General features: G+C 63.8%; 18 protein-coding genes and 1 pseudogene. 3 read left to right on the forward strand and 16 right to left on the reverse strand.

The genetic code is table 11. The annotated features are described in order from the left end of the window. The first annotated feature begins 5 nt into the window (after window positions 1-5). Window positions 6-464: a hypothetical protein gene (locus tag B7X65_RS02930; RefSeq protein WP_293592549.1), complete on the forward strand. Its 459-nt coding sequence runs from the start codon at window positions 6-8 to the stop codon at window positions 462-464. A gap of 129 nt (window positions 465-593) precedes the next feature. On the opposite strand, the gene B7X65_RS02935 is transcribed toward B7X65_RS02930, so the two are convergent. The 14 genes and pseudogenes from B7X65_RS02935 to B7X65_RS03000 all read right to left on the reverse strand — a co-directional run bounded on the left by B7X65_RS02935 (window position 594) and on the right by B7X65_RS03000 (window position 13,377). Next, window positions 594-1,604, reverse strand: coding sequence for an inorganic phosphate transporter (locus B7X65_RS02935; RefSeq protein WP_293592551.1), 1,011 nt, complete (start codon window positions 1,602-1,604; stop codon window positions 594-596). A 2-nt stretch (window positions 1,605-1,606) separates the two neighbouring features. Continuing rightward, on the reverse strand, window positions 1,607-2,254 hold the full coding sequence (locus tag B7X65_RS02940; protein ID WP_293592553.1) for a DUF47 domain-containing protein: 648 nt from the start codon (window positions 2,252-2,254) through the stop codon (window positions 1,607-1,609). Window positions 2,255-2,444: 190 nt separating this feature from the next. Then, entirely contained in the window at window positions 2,445-2,807 is a 363-nt protein-coding gene (locus tag B7X65_RS02945; RefSeq protein WP_293592555.1) for a DMT family protein, read from the reverse strand. 50 nt (window positions 2,808-2,857) lie between these two features. Beyond that, window positions 2,858-2,989: pseudogene (locus tag B7X65_RS02950) on the reverse strand (AEC family transporter); the annotation flags it as partial. A 47-nt stretch (window positions 2,990-3,036) separates the two neighbouring features. Continuing rightward, on the reverse strand, window positions 3,037-3,690 hold the full coding sequence (locus tag B7X65_RS02955) for a 3'-5' exonuclease (RefSeq protein ID WP_293592557.1): 654 nt from the start codon (window positions 3,688-3,690) through the stop codon (window positions 3,037-3,039). Next, on the reverse strand, window positions 3,687-5,600 hold the full coding sequence (locus B7X65_RS02960; protein ID WP_293592559.1) for a DUF294 nucleotidyltransferase-like domain-containing protein: 1,914 nt from the start codon (window positions 5,598-5,600) through the stop codon (window positions 3,687-3,689). Before B7X65_RS02960 ends, B7X65_RS02955 begins: the two co-directional genes overlap by 4 nt. Window positions 5,601-6,296: 696 nt before the next feature. Further along, window positions 6,297-8,396, reverse strand: a complete 2,100-nt coding sequence (locus B7X65_RS02965; protein ID WP_293592561.1) for a TonB-dependent receptor — start codon at window positions 8,394-8,396, stop codon at window positions 6,297-6,299. A 72-nt stretch (window positions 8,397-8,468) separates the two neighbouring features. Next, window positions 8,469-8,879, reverse strand: coding sequence for a hypothetical protein (locus tag B7X65_RS02970; protein WP_293592563.1), 411 nt, complete (start codon window positions 8,877-8,879; stop codon window positions 8,469-8,471). A gap of 6 nt (window positions 8,880-8,885) precedes the next feature. Then, complete coding sequence (locus B7X65_RS02975) at window positions 8,886-9,470, reverse strand: DUF3299 domain-containing protein (RefSeq protein ID WP_293592565.1); 585 nt, start codon at window positions 9,468-9,470, stop codon at window positions 8,886-8,888. Between the two features lie 32 nt (window positions 9,471-9,502). Beyond that, window positions 9,503-9,751: a hypothetical protein gene (locus tag B7X65_RS02980; RefSeq protein WP_293592999.1), complete on the reverse strand. Its 249-nt coding sequence runs from the start codon at window positions 9,749-9,751 to the stop codon at window positions 9,503-9,505. Between the two features lie 20 nt (window positions 9,752-9,771). Further along, a complete protein-coding gene (locus B7X65_RS02985) occupies window positions 9,772-10,974 on the reverse strand; it encodes an FtsX-like permease family protein (protein ID WP_293592567.1) in 1,203 nt (400 codons plus the stop codon). Beyond that, window positions 10,971-11,627, reverse strand: coding sequence for an ATP-binding cassette domain-containing protein (locus tag B7X65_RS02990; protein ID WP_293592569.1), 657 nt, complete (start codon window positions 11,625-11,627; stop codon window positions 10,971-10,973). The genes B7X65_RS02985 and B7X65_RS02990 overlap by 4 nt, the downstream gene beginning before the upstream one ends. Further along, window positions 11,624-12,190, reverse strand: a complete 567-nt coding sequence (locus B7X65_RS02995) for a Fur family transcriptional regulator (RefSeq protein WP_293592571.1) — start codon at window positions 12,188-12,190, stop codon at window positions 11,624-11,626. Before B7X65_RS02995 ends, B7X65_RS02990 begins: the two co-directional genes overlap by 4 nt. A gap of 272 nt (window positions 12,191-12,462) precedes the next feature. After that, window positions 12,463-13,377 (reverse strand): DUF4145 domain-containing protein, encoded by a 915-nt coding sequence (locus B7X65_RS03000; RefSeq protein ID WP_293592573.1) that lies wholly within the window; start codon window positions 13,375-13,377, stop codon window positions 12,463-12,465. Window positions 13,378-13,658: 281 nt separating this feature from the next. Between B7X65_RS03000 and B7X65_RS03005 the strand changes: the two genes are divergently transcribed. After that, a complete protein-coding gene (locus tag B7X65_RS03005; protein ID WP_293592575.1) occupies window positions 13,659-14,654 on the forward strand; it encodes a succinylglutamate desuccinylase/aspartoacylase family protein in 996 nt (331 codons plus the stop codon). Between the two features lie 129 nt (window positions 14,655-14,783). Here the strand turns inward: B7X65_RS03005 and B7X65_RS03010 are convergent, their stop codons facing one another. Then, entirely contained in the window at window positions 14,784-15,203 is a 420-nt protein-coding gene (locus B7X65_RS03010; RefSeq protein WP_293592577.1) for a DUF2267 domain-containing protein, read from the reverse strand. A gap of 36 nt (window positions 15,204-15,239) precedes the next feature. Further along, a complete protein-coding gene (msrA, locus tag B7X65_RS03015) occupies window positions 15,240-15,800 on the reverse strand; it encodes a peptide-methionine (S)-S-oxide reductase MsrA (protein WP_293592579.1) in 561 nt (186 codons plus the stop codon). 221 nt (window positions 15,801-16,021) lie between these two features. On the opposite strand from msrA, the gene B7X65_RS03020 reads away from it, so the two are divergent. Next, window positions 16,022-16,792: a YdcF family protein gene (locus tag B7X65_RS03020; protein WP_293592581.1), complete on the forward strand. Its 771-nt coding sequence runs from the start codon at window positions 16,022-16,024 to the stop codon at window positions 16,790-16,792. Window positions 16,793-16,807: the final 15 nt, after the last annotated feature.

Here is a 16,807-nt window from a genome sequence, read left to right on the forward strand (position 1 = left end):
CATTCATGAAAAACAAGAACAAGACACTGGCCGCCTGGCTGGCTTTTGCCGGCGGCCAGCTGGGCATCCATCGCCTCTACCTGTACGGATGGCGCGATCTGCCGGCCTGGCTGCATCCCCTGGCCGCTGCCCTGGGCTGGTGGGGCGTTCAGCGCGTGCGGCAGTACGGCCAGGACGACCAGCTGGCGTGGGCGCTGGTACCGCTGCTGGGTTTCACCCTGGCGGCCACGGCGCTGACGGCGATTTATTACGGCCTGATGGCCCCCGAAAAATGGAATGCCAAACACAACCCGTCGGTTGCACCGGACAGTGCTTGCGGCAAAACCAACTGGATCACCATGGCGGCCGTGGTCCTGGCCCTGCTGTTCGGCACGATTGCGCTGATGTCCAGCATCGTGTTCAGCTTCCAGCGCTACTTTGAATACCAGGTTGAAGAAGCGCGCAAGATCAGCCAAAAGAGGTAGCGCCCCCACGGTTGCTCACTGCGTGTAGCGCCCTGCCCCCCGAGGGGGCCGCTGCGCCTGCGGACTGGCAAAGCCAGATCCGCGGCCCCTGCTTGACGAAGATCGCCCGCGCGCTAAATCCGGACGTGATCAGAAAACCTGCAGGCTGACCCAGTAGGCGATGGCCGCGACAAAGGCCGAAGCCGGGATCGTGAAAACCCAGGCCCAGACGATGTTGCCGGCCACGCCCCAGCGCACCGCGGAGGCGCGCTGGGTGGAACCCACCCCGACGATGGCGCCGGTGATGGTGTGGGTTGTCGACACCGGAATGCCCAGACCGGTGGCCAGAAACAGCGTGATGGCGCCGCCGGTTTCCGCACAGAAGCCGCCCACGGGCTTGAGCTTGGTGATTTTCTGGCCCATGGTTTTCACGATGCGCCAGCCGCCGAACATGGTGCCCGCGGCAATCGCGACGTAGCAGCTGACAATCGCCCAGGTTGGCGGGGCGCTGTCGCTGGCCGAGGTGTAGCCGGTGGCAATCAGCAGCATCCAGATGATGCCAATGGTTTTCTGCGCATCGTTGCCGCCATGGCCCAGGCTGTAGGCGCCGGCCGAGACCAGCTGCAGGCGCCGGAACCAGCGGTCCACGCGCGACGGCGTGGCGCGGCGGCAGACCCAGGCGACCAGCACCATCATCAGCGAGCCGAGCAGAAAACCCAGCAACGGCGAGACAAAAATGAAGGCCACGGTTTTCAGGATGCCGCCGGCCACCAATGCCCCGGCGCCCGACTTGGCCATCACCGCGCCGACGATCCCGCCAATCAGCGCATGCGAGGAACTGCTGGGAATGCCGTAGTACCAGGTCACCAGGTTCCAGCTGATGGCGCCTATCAGTGCGCCGAACACCACATGGGTGTCGACAATACCCGGCTGCACAATGCCCTTGCCCACGGTGGCGGCCACACTGAGGTGAAAGACAAAGATGGCGACAAAATTGAAGGTCGCTGCAAACAGCACCGCCTGCCCGGGCTTGAGGACCCCGGTCGACACCACGGTGGCAATCGAGTTGGCCGCATCATGAAAGCCATTCATGAAGTCGAAGGCCACCGCCAGAATGACCAGCATGACCACCACCCACAGGGCCGTCTGTACGGTCTCCATGTTCAGGAGTTTTCGAGGACGATGCCCTCGATCAGGTTGGCCACGTCTTCGCATTTGTCCGTGATGGTTTCCAGCAGCTCGTAAATCGCCTTGAGCTTGATGACTTCGCGCACATCAGGCTCTTCGCGAAACAGCTTGCTCATGGCCGAGCGCATGACGCGGTCGGCATCGGACTCGAGCTTGTCGATTTCCTCGCAGGTCTTCAGGGCGGCTTCGGCCGTGGCGGCGTCGCTGAGCCTGCCGATCAGGGCGACCGCGTCTTTCAGGCGCTCGCAGCATTTGACGCTGAGGTCCGTCAGGCGCACGATCTCCTCGGTCATGTGGTGCACGTCGTACAGCGCCATGGTTTCGGCCGAGTCCTGGATCAGGTCGCAGACATCGTCCATGGTGTTGATCAGCGAATGGATCTGCTCGCGGTCGATCGGCGTGATGAAGGTCTTGTGCAGCATGCGGTTGACCTCCTGCGTGATCCGGTCGGCCGCGCGTTCGGCGTTGTCGACTTCCCGGTTGTAGGCTTCGCGCTTTTGCACATCGCTGTAGTTGGCCACCAGGTTGGAGAACGCGCGGGCAGCCTCCACGATGCGGTCAGCATGCTGGTTGAACAACTCGAAAAAATTGCCTTCACGCGGCAACAGTTTGCCAAACAGCATCTTCAACTCCTCGGGGGTGCATGTCAGTTATATATGACAGATTTGTGACTATCGGGAGTTTAACGCCCCCACGGTCGCGCACTACGTGTCGCTCCCTGCCCCCCCGAGGGGGCCGCTGCGCCTGCGGACTGGCAAAGCCAGATCCGCGGCCCCTGCCTGGCTAAGATCCGCTCGCTCCCAAGGCCCTGGGTCAGGCCGACCGGAAGATGAAGTACACCGCGCCCACCATGCACAGCGCCGCCCACAGGTAATCGAGCTTGAGCGGCTCGTTGAGGTAGAACACCGCGAAGGGGACAAACACCGTCAGGGTGATGACCTCCTGCATGATCTTGAGCTGCCCGATGTTGTACAGCGTGAAGCCGATGCGGTTGCCAGGCACCTGCAGCAGGTACTCGAACAGCGCAATGCCCCAGCTCACCAGCGCGGCGATGTACCAGGGCGCGGTCGCCAGGTTCTTCAGGTGGCCGTACCACGCAAAGGTCATGAACACGTTGGACAGCAGCAGCAACCCGATGGCTTGTGCCGAGATCGGAAGGGATTGCAGAAATTGCATAAAACTCCGTGTTGAGTCGTTGGGCCGCCCCGAGGTCACTCCAGGTCAGGCAGCAGCAGAAACACCAGGCTTGAGAGGTTTTTAATGGCTCCAGCCCTTATCCAGCCTGCTCGACCAGCTATAAAACCCATAGCAGTCAACAACACCACCGGAAACAGGGCGGCAAACACAGGTGAATTCATGCGGCGATCTTAGCCGCGTGCCCTACACGCGACGGGCGCCCTGCCCCTCAGGCCCGGGCAATCCAGCGCTGGTGGGCGGCGAGTTTTTCCACATCGCGCCAGGACTGGCACTGTCCGGCCATGCGCGGCCAGATGCGCAGCAGCAGCTCGCACTCGGCCAGTGTGTCGGCCGCCGCCTGGTGCCGCGGCGCGCAGATGATGCCGAAATGAGCCAGCCATTCGTCGAGTGCGCGCGCCTTGACCCTCTCATGGGTCACGGCGCACAGCTGCTCAATGTCCACCCAGCGGTTCGGCAGCCCCGCGCCCAGGTGCTGCAGGACATGCCGGCCAATCATGGCCTGGTCGAACGGAGCGTGAAAGGCCAGCAGCGGCGAGTCGCCGATGAAGTCCGCAAAGGCGCGCAGGGCCTGGTCGGGCGGCACCCCTTCACTCTGGCGCTGCAGCCCGATGCCATGCAGCAGGATGTTGTCTTTGCTTGATCCGACCGAAGACTGGCGCAGCACCACCTCGAAACTGTCGCCCGGCATGATGCTCAGGCGTCTGGCCGTCCAGTCCACCTGCACGGCAATGGCGGCAATCGCCAGCAACTGGTCGCGCTGGGGATCCAGCCCGCTGGTCTCCACATCAAGCACCACCCAGCGCGCCTCATCCGCGCCGGCCAGCGCGGCGAAAGGCTTTTTCAGCCAGTCCGCCCAGCTCATCGTTCGTAGTCCAACTGCAGGCGCTGCTGCAGCGAGCGCGCCACGCGAAACGACTCGCGCAGGATGCGCCTGTCGATGTCGTTCAGACGGTCGACTTTCAGGTGATTCGGCTGCTGCGGCGAGGCCGTGCCTTCGAGCTGCACGCGCAACCGCAGGGTCTGCAAAAATTCGAAACCGCTGACCCAGGCCTGGTATTCGGACGGGGCCAGCCCCAGCAGCGGACCAACGGCGTCCAGCCGTTCCCGGGTGTTGGTGGCCGTCACGCCGCGGCTGAGCGAATAAATGCGCGCGACATCGACAAAAATCGCGGCGCCCTGCAGCTTGAGGTCAATCATGCCGTCGTCGTCCACCGCAATGGAGCCGGTCCAGTTCAGCGGCGGGCTGTGCATCAGCGCGTTGGTCGCCAGTTGCTTGATGAAGCGCGGCGCGCGCCGCGCCGACTCGCTGATCTCCTGGCGCAGGCTGTCGGCCAGGCGCGCATCGCCGGCCAGCGGCCGGAAGTCGAAGTAAATGCTCGCATTGAGCAAATCCTCGGGCGCCCCGTGTTCTATCCAGTGCGCAAAACGCTCACGCCACTGATGCAGGGTCAGGCAGCAGGCCGGCTCGCTGGCCATGATGCCGCCGCGGCACAGCGGGTAGCCGCAGGCATCGAGCGCCACATTGACCTCACGGGCAAAACGCAGCGCGGCCTCGCGCTGGGCCGGCGTCGTGTCGTCAGGCAGGATCAGCGCGTTGTCCTGGTCGGTCGCAATGGTCTGCTCGCTGCGCCCTTCCGAGCCCAGCGCCAACCAGCACAGGCGGCTCAGATCGATGCCGTGCTCCCCGGCCTTGATCTCCAGCAGGCGCAAGGTGAGCACGTCGTTGAGGTGGCTGATCAGCGCCGTGAGCTGGCGCGCATGCACCCCCTGGCCCAGCAGGCTGTGCGCAAACCGCCGGATGTCCTGCGCCACGATCTTGAGCATCTCCACATCGGCGGCAGAACGGATCGAGGTGCTGACCTGCTTGAGGCTCAGGCGCTGCATCGCAAACAGGTCGCGCTCCGACACCACACCCACGGCGATCCCGTCACGCGTGACCGGTACATGGCGGATGCCGTGTTTGCTCATCAGGAGGGCCGCGTCCAGCGCCGTGTGTTCGTGGCTCAGCGTCAGCACCGGCTGCACCATGGCCTGCGCGATGGGCGTGTCCAGCGGCAGCTCCGCCAGCGTGACACGGCCCAGGATGTCATACCGCGTGAGAATGCCCAGCGGCCGCCCGCCCTCGTCGGTCACCAGCATGGAGCCGATGCGCTGCTGGTGCATGCGGCTCAGCGCCTCGCGCAGCGGTGTGCCGGGCGGACAGGTCACCGGCGCCTGGCGCGCGACATCGCCCAGCGGTGTCTCCAGCGACTGTTCGGCCAGCGCCTGCGAGGCATAAGCCACCTGCAGGGCGCGCCGCGAGAGGTCCAGGAACTTGAGGATGCGCCGGTTCAGGAAGTCGGCAAACGGCGGGCTCATCACGGCCAGCGCATGCATGGAAGCCAGCGGCAGGGCCAGCACAAAGGTGTCGGCCACGGCGCGGTAGGACGCCGTCACCGCGCGCTGCGCCAGCGCTGCACTGACGGGAAACAGCTCGCCCGGTTCGTAGTGGAAAGCACCGCCCGACAGCTCGGCCAGCCCGCGCTCGCCGATCACCGCGCCCTGGCGGATGAAGAACAGTTCCGTGACCGGCCCGCTGTCGGGCTCGATCAAAATTTCTTCGGGTGCGAAGTAGTTTTGCCGGGCATGGCTCAAGAAGAAGTCCACGTCGCCGGCCTGCATCTGCGCAAACGGCGGATGCCGCATCAGTTCCTGGCGCAAATTGGCCAGCAGGCTGCTCGACGGGCTCAAGTCGGCGTTGAGCAGGGAAAGAGGCTGTTCGGCATCCGTCACGGGCGTCTCCTGATATTTTGAAAACCATTATCCGGGAAGGACTTGCTGTTGTGCTGATTCAGCGCAAACGGGGCCACCGTTTTGCCCCAATCCCACTCCTGCCCGTTCGGGCTGAGCCTGTCGAAGTCTGTGCAAGCTTGCGCTTCGATGGGTGTTCAAACAAGCCGGGTCTCGGCCCGGCGGCCGACTCACTTTCTCTTGCGTCGCCAAGAGAAAGTAAGCAAAGAGAAGGCGACCCGATGGTCTGGGACCCTCCGCTTCGCTACGGGCAACCTGCGGTGCTCGACAAAAGCGGGGGCTCGCTCGAACTCGGCTTCGCTCAGACAATCGCAAGCCCTGATCCGTTTTTGCCTGTGCTCCTCGGCCCAGCCCGACGGGTGGAGAAGAGAAACCAAATACCAGAGACAAAATCCGGAGTCCTTGAAGCGCGCAGCGCTTCAAGGACGGGAATCCCAACAGACCGTCACGTTTGCACGCGAGCAAAACAAGCACACGTGATGCAAGGACCTGCCTTCAATCAAGCAGGGGCCGCGGAACCGGCTTTGCCGGGCCGCAGGCGCAGCGGCCCCCTCGGGGCTGGTGCCTTCGGCTCCGAACCTGCTTGAGCAGGTTTGGACAGGCACCAGAAGCGAAGCCTCTGGCGAGCGGCGGCCTGCAAGGTGCGGGAGCTACGCGCAGCGAGCGACCGTGGGGGCTCTAGAAGCTCGCCTGCAAACCCACCTTCAAGCTGCGCCCCGGCAGCGGCGCTTTCGGAAACGCCGTGCTGGTCAGCACCGAACTCGCGCTGTAGGCCAGCCTGTCGGTGAGGTTGTCCAGCCGCGCATACCAGAGCAGCGTCGCGGCGCCGGCCTTGACGCGGTAGGACGCGGCGGCGTTCCACAGCGTGTAGGCCGCGGTTTCCCCGGTGGGCGACGCCGGTACACGCTTCTGCGCGGCGTTGTGGTCGAAGCCCAGGCTGGTGCCCCACGGACCGCTGGCCCACAGCAGCGAGGCGCCCACGCGCCAGGGCGCAATGCGCGGCAGCGGCTGGCCGTTGCTGAGGTTGGTGGCGCGCACCATGTCGCCGCGCAGCGCCAGGTCCACCTGCGAGGCACCTTCCAGCAGGCGGATGTTGCCGCTGGCCTCGACGCCGGTGAAACGTGCGCGCACCTGCTCGTAGCGGAATTCGGCCAGCGGCTTGAACTCGGCACCCGTCGCGGTGAAGCCCGGGTTGCCAGTGTCTTCCACCGGATTGACCGCGCCATCTTCCGCATTGCGCCTGACGCCAGCCGTCTGGTTCAGCGCGATGTAGTTCCTGAAGCGGCTCACATAGCTGTTGACCTTGAAGCTGTGCCCGCCCGACTTCCAGGCCGCGCCTATGTCGAGGTTGCCTGACTGTTCTTTTGTCAGGCTGGCGTTGCCTACTTCATAGGCGGCCGTGGCAATGTGCGGGCCGTCGGCAAACAGCTCGTAGTCTTTCGGCGCGCGTTCCGTATAAGCCAGGTTGCTGGTCAGTTGCCAGCCGGGCGCGGCATTCCACAGCGCGCCCAAGGCATAACTGCCGGGCTTGAAGTCCCGCGTTGCCGGCGTGAAGCGCGTCACCAGCGGATTGCCGAAAGACTCGACCTTGACCGACTCCAGCCGGCCGCCCAGGCTCAGCTTGCCCCAGTCCGTGCCCAGCTCTTCATAGGCAAACACCGCCGACTGCGCCGTCTTGCTGTAGGGGGCAAAGGCTTCCGTGCCGTCGGCGGAAAAACGGTTGGACTCGGTCTGGAAACCCAGCACGCCGTCGAGCTTGCCGAGTTTCGCGTGACGCGCTTCCAGCCGGAAATCGCTGCCCTTGTTCTTGAACACCGTTCCGGCGGTCGCGCCTTCGAACTCGGTGTGGCCGTAGTCAGTCTGGCTGTACTGGCCCTTGATGCTCTGGATGGGCCCGCCCAGGTTGCGCACTTCGCCTTCGATCGCATAACGGTCCGACTTCATGCCGAGGGTGACTTCGTCTTCCGCCACCGTGCCGTAGGTGCTGCGGTAATTGCTGGCCGACGCGCCGAGGTAGCCGTTGTCGAAAAACACCGAGCCGCCGACGGCACCGCCATGCACGTCGCTGGCCGAGTTGCAGATGCGGCGGGAGCTGGTGGTCACCCCGGCCTTGGTGCAGTTCAGGTCGCGCGGTACGCGCGCGTCGCTGGTCTCGCGGTCGAAGGCATCGACGTGCAGGCTGTAGCGCTTGTTGCCGCCTTCGAGCAGCACAGCCTTGCCGCGCTCCGAGTTGCCGCTGGCCAGGCTCAGGTCGGCCTTGCCGCTGATCCCACCCTTCTCGTCGAACTGCGGCTCGCGCGGGATGCGGTTGTCGATCACGTTGACCACGCCGCCGACGGCGCTGCCGCCGTACAGCAGGGCGCCGGGGCCGCGCAGCACCTCGATGCGTTCGATGCTGATGGGATCGGCCGTGACCGCGTGGTCATAACTCAGGCTGGAGGCATCGAGCGCGCCGCCACCGTTGGCCAGGATGCGGATGCGGTCGCCGTCCAGCCCGCGAATCACGGGCCGGCTGGCGTTGGGGCCGAAGTAGGTGCTGCTGACGCCAGGCATGCCATCCAGCGTTTCACCGAGCGTGGTTTTGGAGCGCAACAGCAGGCCGGCGCCTGAATACTGCGTGGCGGGGGTGATCAGGTCCGTCGCACCCAGCGGGTTGCCGGTGACGGTGATTTCTTTCAGTGTGGGCGCCGCTGTCTGGGCGTGGGCCAGCGAGCAGCCGAGCGCGAACAGGGCGAACGTGGCCGTGCCGATGGCAGGGCGGGGGAATGGTTTTTTCATGAGGGCTCGTTGAATCGGAAACAGAAAACGTCAAGCAACGACCATGCGGCCGCGCTCGACAACTTCGGGAGTTCAACGAGCCCGGGGTGGGCCGCGTGCTTCGAAAAGCGCGGCCCGGCGGGCGAGTACTTCGCCTTCCAGAAATTGAAAAACAAACGGGGAAAGCACCATGGGCAGCGCCAAGGGCGGCGCAGCCGGCAGCACATCGCTGTGGCACAGCTGATCGAAAACGCGGCAATCCGAATCGTCAAGATGGACGGAGAAAAGATCCGCGAGCCAGCCATGTCCACCCGCGCGTTCATGCGCGTGGTCGTGCGCATGAGCATCGACCTCAAGGAGTTGTTGCGCAGCCGGACGGTCGCCACCAGCGCCGTGAACCAGGCCGTGAACCAGGCCGTGCATCTGGCCGAGCACCGGCGCAAGCAGGAGCACCAGGACCAGATAGCCCCAGGCTGCCCGCCACACCATGCGCCTGAAAACCATGGGTGTTTACTTCACCGTCACCGCATCGTTGATGCGGTAATACAGGCCATAGGAGTCGTCGTGCAGCACCTGCAGGCGGCCTTCCACCACCACGACCTCCATGCTGTATTTCACCGGGGTTTTGGTCTTGACCTCGACCATGCTTTCCGGCCCGCCCGGCACGCAGAAGGAGCAGGTCAGCGGCACCGACGACAGCAGGAAGTGGCGCTGCTTTTCACCCGGCTCCAGCGGCATCATGAAGCCCTGGATGCGCTGGGTCTTGCCGTTCATGCCGAGCTGGCTTTCATTGAACACCGGCAGGATGCGGTTCTTCTCGTTTTTGGTTTTCACGTCGGTCAGCACCGACCAGGGCACCACGTCGCCGCGCGGGGCCAGCGGCGCATACGGGCTGTTGGCCCCGTGCACACCCGCGCCCTGCCCGGCCGGCAGCGCCAGGCCGTCCGGTGCGGCAGGCGCCGCCTTGGCCGCCGCGGGCTTGCCGCTGCCGGCAGGCAGGGGCGAGCTCAGCTGCGCGCGTGCGGCGCCTGCGGCGAACAGCAGGGCCAGCAACAGCGGTGCCGTCTTGAAAGTGGTGGAAGCAGAGGGGCTCATGGGTTCTCCAGAAACGTTGCAGTGGCGGCGCGTCAATGCGCGTGTTTCATGCCGCAGTATTTTCCCACCGCCAGCCCCTTGCAGGAAGCCTGCAACTCTTTGATGCAGACATCTTCCTTCTTGCCCGACTCCAGGCATTTGGCCGCGGCCTCATGCGCGGCCGCCATGGCGCGGTGGCGCTGGATGTCTTCCTTGGTTTCTGCGTCCTTGTGTTGCGCATGCGCTATTGAAAACGTAGCTGTCAGCGCAAGCGTGGCAAGGGCAGGAAGCATTTTTTTCATATATTTCTTGATCATGGGGTTCACCTCGACTGTAAAAGTTCAAACACAGGGACCCGGTAGGCCTCGTACGCGGGCAGCAGCGCTGACAGCAGCGCCACACCGACGGCCAGAACCGGCACACTCACCAACCCGACCGGCCACGACAACGCACCGACCAGGACCGACTTGTCCAGCTGCAGCAGCCAGGCGAGCAGCGCCATCAGCCCCTGCCCCGCCAGCACGCCGATCACGGTCGCCAGCAGCGCCAGCCACAGCGCCTCGCACAGCAACAGCGCCGCCACCTTGCGCGGCGGCGCGCCCAGCAAACGCAGCAGCGCCAGGTCGGCGCGGCGCTCGCGCACGGCGCTCCACAGCGCGATGAACACGCTCAGGCCCGCCGTCAGCAGCAACACGCCAGCCAGCGCGCGCAACACGTCGGTGCCCACGCCGATCATGCCCAGCAGACGCGTGATCTCCAGCGCCGGCGCGGCCGCCTGCATCTCGGTGCTGCTGTTCACAAAGCGCGGAAAGGTCACCGCCGCCAGCGGCGTGCGGTACTGAATCAGCGCCAGCGTGATTTCGCGCTCGTCTTCCAGCACCTGGCGGTCGTCGGCGTCGAGGGCCGTGTGATCTTCATGGACCTGCCAGACGGAATCCAGCGCCGTCAGCACCAGCCGGTCCAGCACCGAGCCGCCGGGCGCCAGCACGCCGCTGACGACGTAGGGCGTCTGTCCATGGCTGTCACCGCCGCCGGCCAGGCCGTGGCTGCCGGCGAAGCGGTCGCCCACCTTCAGGCCGGTTTGCTTGGCCACCTGCGCGCCCAACACCGCCTGCATGGGCGCCGTCCAGACGCTGCCCTGCGCAAACGTCGCCTGGTAATGGGTGAGGTAGTCCGGCGTGGTACCCACAATGCGGAAGCCGCGCAAGCTGTCGCCCAGGCTGAGCGGGATCAGCTTCGCCACATGCGGGTGTTGTTCGAGTTCCTTCACCGCCGCCAGCGGCACGTTGCCGGTGGGCGCGTCGATGTGGAACACGCCCGAGAGGATCAGCTGCATCGGGCTGCCCTTGGCGCCCACCACCACGTCGATGCCGGCCAGGTCGCGTTCAAACGCCTGGTCGATCTGGTGGCTGACCAACAGCACAAAGCTCAGCGACGCCAGCCCGAGGCTGAGCAGCAGCACGTTGAGCCCCGCCGCAAGCGGTCGGGACCAGAGGAAACGCCAGGCAAATGCTATGGTATTCATAGCTGCTCGCGCCCGAGGTACAAGGGCTGGAAGCCGATTTGACTATCAAGACTGGCTGAAACACGCGAATCATGCGTTGCAATCACCAGCGTGGCGCCCTGCTGCCTCGCCGTGGTCTGCAGCAATTCCACAGCTTGCCGCGCCGCGTCGTCGTCCAGACTGGCCGTCGGTTCGTCTGCCAAGATCACCTGCGGCTGCAACAACACCGCCCGCGCCAGCGCCACACGCTGCGCCTGCCCGCCCGAGAGCTGCGCCGGCTTGCGCATGGCGAGCTCATTCACACCGAGCGCCGTGAGCGCCTCGCGGATGCGTCCATCGTCCTGCGCCTGACCGGCGGCCCACTGCGCGATCGCCAGGTTGGCGTGCACCGTCAGCGCGCTGCTCAAATGAAGTTTCTGCGGCAGAAAACCAATCGTCTTCGCGCGCCAGGCATCACTCGCCACTTTGCCCAGCGCGGTCAGCGACTGCCCGGCTACCGTGATGTCGCCAGCGGTCGGCGTCAGCAGCCCAGCCGCGAGTGCCAGCCACGTGGACTTGCCCGAACCCGATGCGCCGCGCAGCAGAAGCACCCCGCCCTGCACAACATCGATGTCGTCAAAGCGAAGCGCCGGCCCGCCGGGGTACTGGTAGGCCAGTTGCCGCGTACGGATCACGCTGGCAGGCCCTTGGCGCTGGTGGCGCAATCGGCGCACACGCCCCGCACCGCAAAGTCCAGGCTCATGCCCTGGTAACCCAGCGCCTTCAGGGCTTCGAGCGCCGATTGCGCCGCACGGTCGAGGTCGCCGGCGCTGGCCTGCAAGGCGTTCTCCAGCGGGCTGTCGCGGTGGCAGCTCTGGCATTCAAAGTGCGGCATCGCATGCACACCCGCCGGCATCGCCTGGTAGCGGCGCACCCGGCTCGCATCCACCCGGCAAAGCAGCAGGCCGACTTGTGTGAGGCGGTCGATCAGGCGGTAGAGCGTGACGCGGTCCAGCGGCGCAATTTCCGCCGCCTTCGCCTTCTTTCCCGTCTTTGTCATTGCGGACTGGATCCGCAATCCAGGCCGTTCTTCTCCCTCGGTCAGCGCCGCCTGCAACTGGGCATGCGTGTAACTCGTGTCCGGATGCGCCAGTAGCCACCCCAGCACGCGGCGCGCAGCAATCGTGCGGCGCAGGCCGTGGGCTGACAGCAAGGCGTCGATCGGGTCTGCTTCTTTGTGGTGGAGGACAGTGGCCATGGGATATCGGGCAACATGCGCTGCAAGTGGTGATACATAACGCAATTTGGTTGCATTATCACCGAAACCCCGGAGGCTGGCCAGGCGAACACTGTAAAAAATCAGGGGGTGTCCCAGGCACGGCGGCATGGGGCAACCCGAATGCCGAATTCTCTACGAATGTCGCGCAAGGGCATGTGCAGGTACGGCTCAAAGTTGTTCTAGGGCCAACGGCGCCGTTGCCGCGCACAGCGAACCAAGGTGCGCGGAATCAGGAGCCTCATCGTCGTGCGCTAAAAGGGGATGTCGTCGTCGGCGTCAGCGGCCTTCGCGGAGTCTACCTCGTACAACTGTACCTCTTTGCCTCCGACTAATGGAGACTGCGATAGTTTCAAGAAGGCCACCGATCCTGCCTCAATCTCTTGCTTGAGTTTTGTCTCGAAGTCATCAATATTTTGATTCACCAGTCTACGCTTCGGTCCAAGCAGACCTGAAAGACTAACTGCAGTTGAGCCCGTAAAAGTCTTTGCAGAGGTACTCAAAATCTTCAAGAAGTCGTCAAAACTCTCAGCGATGGTGTCGAGCGCCTTCGCTTTTTTCTCAAGAATGAAGACGGAATTCAATAAATGTTCCACGATCTCAAGTGCAACGCGAATGTCAGATTCCTTAGGTTCCTTAATTTCATGGGCCGCATCGTTACCCAAAAACCTAATGGCATGTAGGCGACGCTTATCGCCGTTGGACACATGCCCTGCTTTGTATAGCTGATCAATGCGCTTTTCAAGATTCGTTCCAGAAACCTTGAGATGGTTGCACACCGCCTCGATGCAGGCACGAAGTCCAACACTTGCTAATACATAGGCTCGTTGGCTAAGCGCACTCAATGTCTGCTTATAGACCCGCTGAATCAGTCGTGGAAGAAAGTAGGTGTCGGAGAGCGGGCGATGCCCAGATAGTACGCTTGGATATAAGTGAGTTGTGACTTGATGGGAGTAACTCCCTTCGTCATCTTCCTCCACCATTTCGTAGTCATCGTTGCGGTGCCTGAAGCCGCATGTGTGGCATCCGAGGCAACGAATGATTTGCCAAGTGTCCTTCTCGTGGTAAACGTCTGGACTGGACTCGTCCACATGCTGAGACAGGACCTCATGCCTTGTGCTGCGAGAGCACGCCCTGCAGTCGGCTCTGATGGTTTTGTTGGTGCTCATGTAGATGGGCAAATTGGGCGAGGTCTAACTATGTATGTGCACGACCAAACCAATGGTGTAGCTTGGTGAATGCGGGTTAACGAGAACATCAGGTCGATTTTTAAGTCTATGTCAGCCAAGGAGTTCCGGCACATTGCGGCTCCCAGTTAAGTCGATAAAATGAAAACCGCACATCGCAGATCATAGGCGCGAAACTGGAACCCTTCATCCTGCAAATGCAGGAGAGACCGAAACCTCAACACCGGTCAAACCCAGTCCAGGTACCGCACAAAACAATCCTCATGACCGACAAACAAACGCCCGTCGTTTCCGAACCTCGCCCCACCCACCTGCGCACCCACAGCTTCCACGGCCTGGCCCCCGGCCCCAAGCTGCTGGTCCTGGGCGCCGTTCACGGCAACGAGGTCTGCGGCGCGAAAGCCACCGCGCAGTTGCTGCAGGACATCGACAGCGGCCAGCTCAGCATTGAACGCGGCACGGTCACCTTTGTGCCCGTCACCAACCCGCTGGCCTACCAGCTCAAGCAGCGCACCGGCGAGCGCAACCTGAACCGCAACATGGCGCCGAGCGCGATTCCGCAGGATTTTGAAGACCGCATAGCGAATGTGTTGTGCCCACTGCTGGACGCGCATGACGTGCTGCTGGACCTGCACTCCTTCCACACCGGCGGCGCACCGTTTGTGATGATCGGCCCGCAGAACAACATGGGCACGCTGGAACCTTTCAGCCAGGCCGAAGCAGAAATGCAGCTCGCCCTGTGCACCGGCGCCCCGCGCATCGTGGAAGGCTGGCTGGACACCTACGCGCGTGGTGTGTCGCGCCGCGCTGCGGCGCCTCCTGTTGCTGGTGCGGCGCGCGCGCTGACGCTGGCGATCAACCCGAACTACGGCGTCGGCACCACCGAATACATGCGTTCACGCGGCGGCTACGGCGTGACGCTGGAATGCGGCCAGCATGACGCCCCGCAGGGCGTGCAGGTGGCGCGCCATGCGATCTTGCAGACGCTGGCGCTGCTGGGCATGGTGTCGCAGCCGATGGAAGCCTCAACTGCCGAGCGCGAAATCCTCCGCCTGGTCGATGTGACGGACCGCGAACACGCGGGCGACAGCTTCAGCCGCGAGTGGCGCAGCTTTGATGCGGTGCAGGCCGGCGAGCTGATCGGTATGCGCCAAAGCGGCGCCGAGGTAAAAGCGCCGCACGACGGTTTTGTGGTGTTTCCCAACCCACGCGCCGAGCCGGGGCAGGAGTGGTTTTACATGGCGCGGCGCCGGGGCTGATTTCAAGCAAAAAATGCCTGTAGCCCAATAATAACGGGCACCATCAGCTATCACATCAGGAGCATCCACACCCTGTAGGGAGCATCACAGACTCTTCGCCGGGCAGGCAGCTGTGCAACACAAGCTCAGCTAAACACGCCAATATGCCTGCGCTTCCGGCGGGAGCGATGCAAGCACATGCTCCAGTTCCTGCGGGTCCACATGGCGGCGCAGGGCCAGGGCCACGTCGTGGATGGCCGTGTCGGGCGAGAAGTTGTGCGCCTTGCGCAGTTGCTTCACTTCCCCGGTCATGGACGCGCGATCGCTGAAGGCCAGCCGGGGCTGTTCGGTGTCCCAGTCGGACACAAAAATAGCGCGCAGCACTGCCGGAAGAACACCTGCAAACCGAAGCGCCTCCGGCACGCTGAGCCGGCGACGAAACACATGCAGCACGCCGACCACCATGTTGTAAGCCATGTTCGTGGTGGACAGCCCGGCCAGGTCACGCGCGTCGACCATGAACTTCTCGAACTCGACGGAGGCGCGCTGGTATTCGGCGGGGATGGTCATGACGTCGGGGCGGAGGATGTGCTCGGCACGGGACGCTCAGGTCTTGGCGTATTCCGAAAACGTCTTGCGGAACTTGGCCACCTTGGGACCGGCGACCGCCATGCAATAACCCTGGTTGGGATTTTTCTCGAAGAAGTCCTGGTGGTACTCCTCGGCCGCGGAGTAATTGCTGACCGGCAATACCTCGGTGACCACCGGCTTGCCGAACAGCTTTTGCGCGTTCAGCTCATGGACCATGTCCTCGGCCACCTGCTTCTGCCCGGGCGTCGAGTAGTAAATGCCGCTGCGGTATTGCGTGCCGCTGTCGTTGCCCTGGCGGTTCAGCGTGGTCGGGTCGTGGATCACGAAGAAAATTTCAAGAATGGCGCGCAGGCCGATTTGTGCCGGGTCATAGACCAGCTTGACGACTTCGTTGTGCCCGGTGGTGCCGGTACACACCTGCTCGTAAGTCGGGTTGTTGACATGGCCGTTGCTGTAGCCCGACTCGACGTCCACGATGCCGCGCACCTGCACAAACACCGCTTCGGTGCACCAGAAGCAGCCGCCGCCCAGCGTGATGGTCTGCGGGCTGGTGCTGTTCGATGGGTCTTGTGTCATGGGTGGTGGTCCTTGTTTGGTTACGATCGGTCGGTTCCGGCTTGTTTTCGCGGCCCCGACCGAATGGTATTGAATTCAGGCGTCGATCATCCGGCAAACAGAAAAACCCCTTGACCGTCCTGCCGTCGCCCGACAACCTGTTTCCTGAAGTTCATGAGTCAAATTGGCCTCCAGGCCTTTCTGTACCTGCGCAAGCAGCTATTTATTTGAGAGCATTTTGAATGATGTCACTGGGTGAACTCAAGCCGATTCTTGCCACGCTGGTGCTGCCGCCCGCGGCACCGCTGCTGCTCGCCCTGCTGGGCCTGTTGCTGGCGATCCGCAAAAAGGCGCCTGGCCTGCTGCTGGCCTTTGCCGGTGTGGCCCTGCTCTGGTTCCTGAGTTGCCACGCGGTCGCGGTGTGGCTGGCGCAGACCCTCCTGCCGCAGCATGCGCCGGTGACGGTCGCCGCGCTGAAAAGCAGCGGCGTGCAGGCGATTGTGGTGCTGGGCGGCGGAGTTCACCCCGTTGCACCGGAGTATGGCGAGGCGCAGTCCTCCCCCGCCGCGGCCATGCGCCTGCGTTACGGTGCCTGGCTGGCACGCCAGACCGGCCTGCCGGTGGCGTTTGCCGGCGGCATGGGCTGGGGCACGGCGGAAGCACAAGTCCTGTCGGAAGGCGAAGTCGCCCGCCGCATGGCTCAGCAGGACTACGGCCTGAAGCTGCGCTGGATCGACGACCGCTCGCGCGACACGGCGGAAAACGCCAGCCTGCTCAGGCCGCTGCTGCAAAAGGACGGCGTGCAGCGGATCGCGCTGGTCACTCATGCCTGGCACATGCCGCGTTCGGTGCTGGCGTTCGAGCGCGCCGGCTTCACCGTAACCGCCGCGCCCATGGGTTTCATGCTGCCCAGCCGCAATGGTGTGCTGGAATGGCTGCCCTCCGGCAATGGCCTGGAGGATTCGCGGGCCATCCTCAGGGAGTGGCTGGCCCTGCGCATTGCCCGGCCTTGATCTGCCGCAAGCTTT

It is taken from the genome of Polaromonas sp. 39-63-25, from assembly GCF_002278925.1.
Taxonomy (GTDB): domain Bacteria; phylum Pseudomonadota; class Gammaproteobacteria; order Burkholderiales; family Burkholderiaceae_C; genus Polaromonas.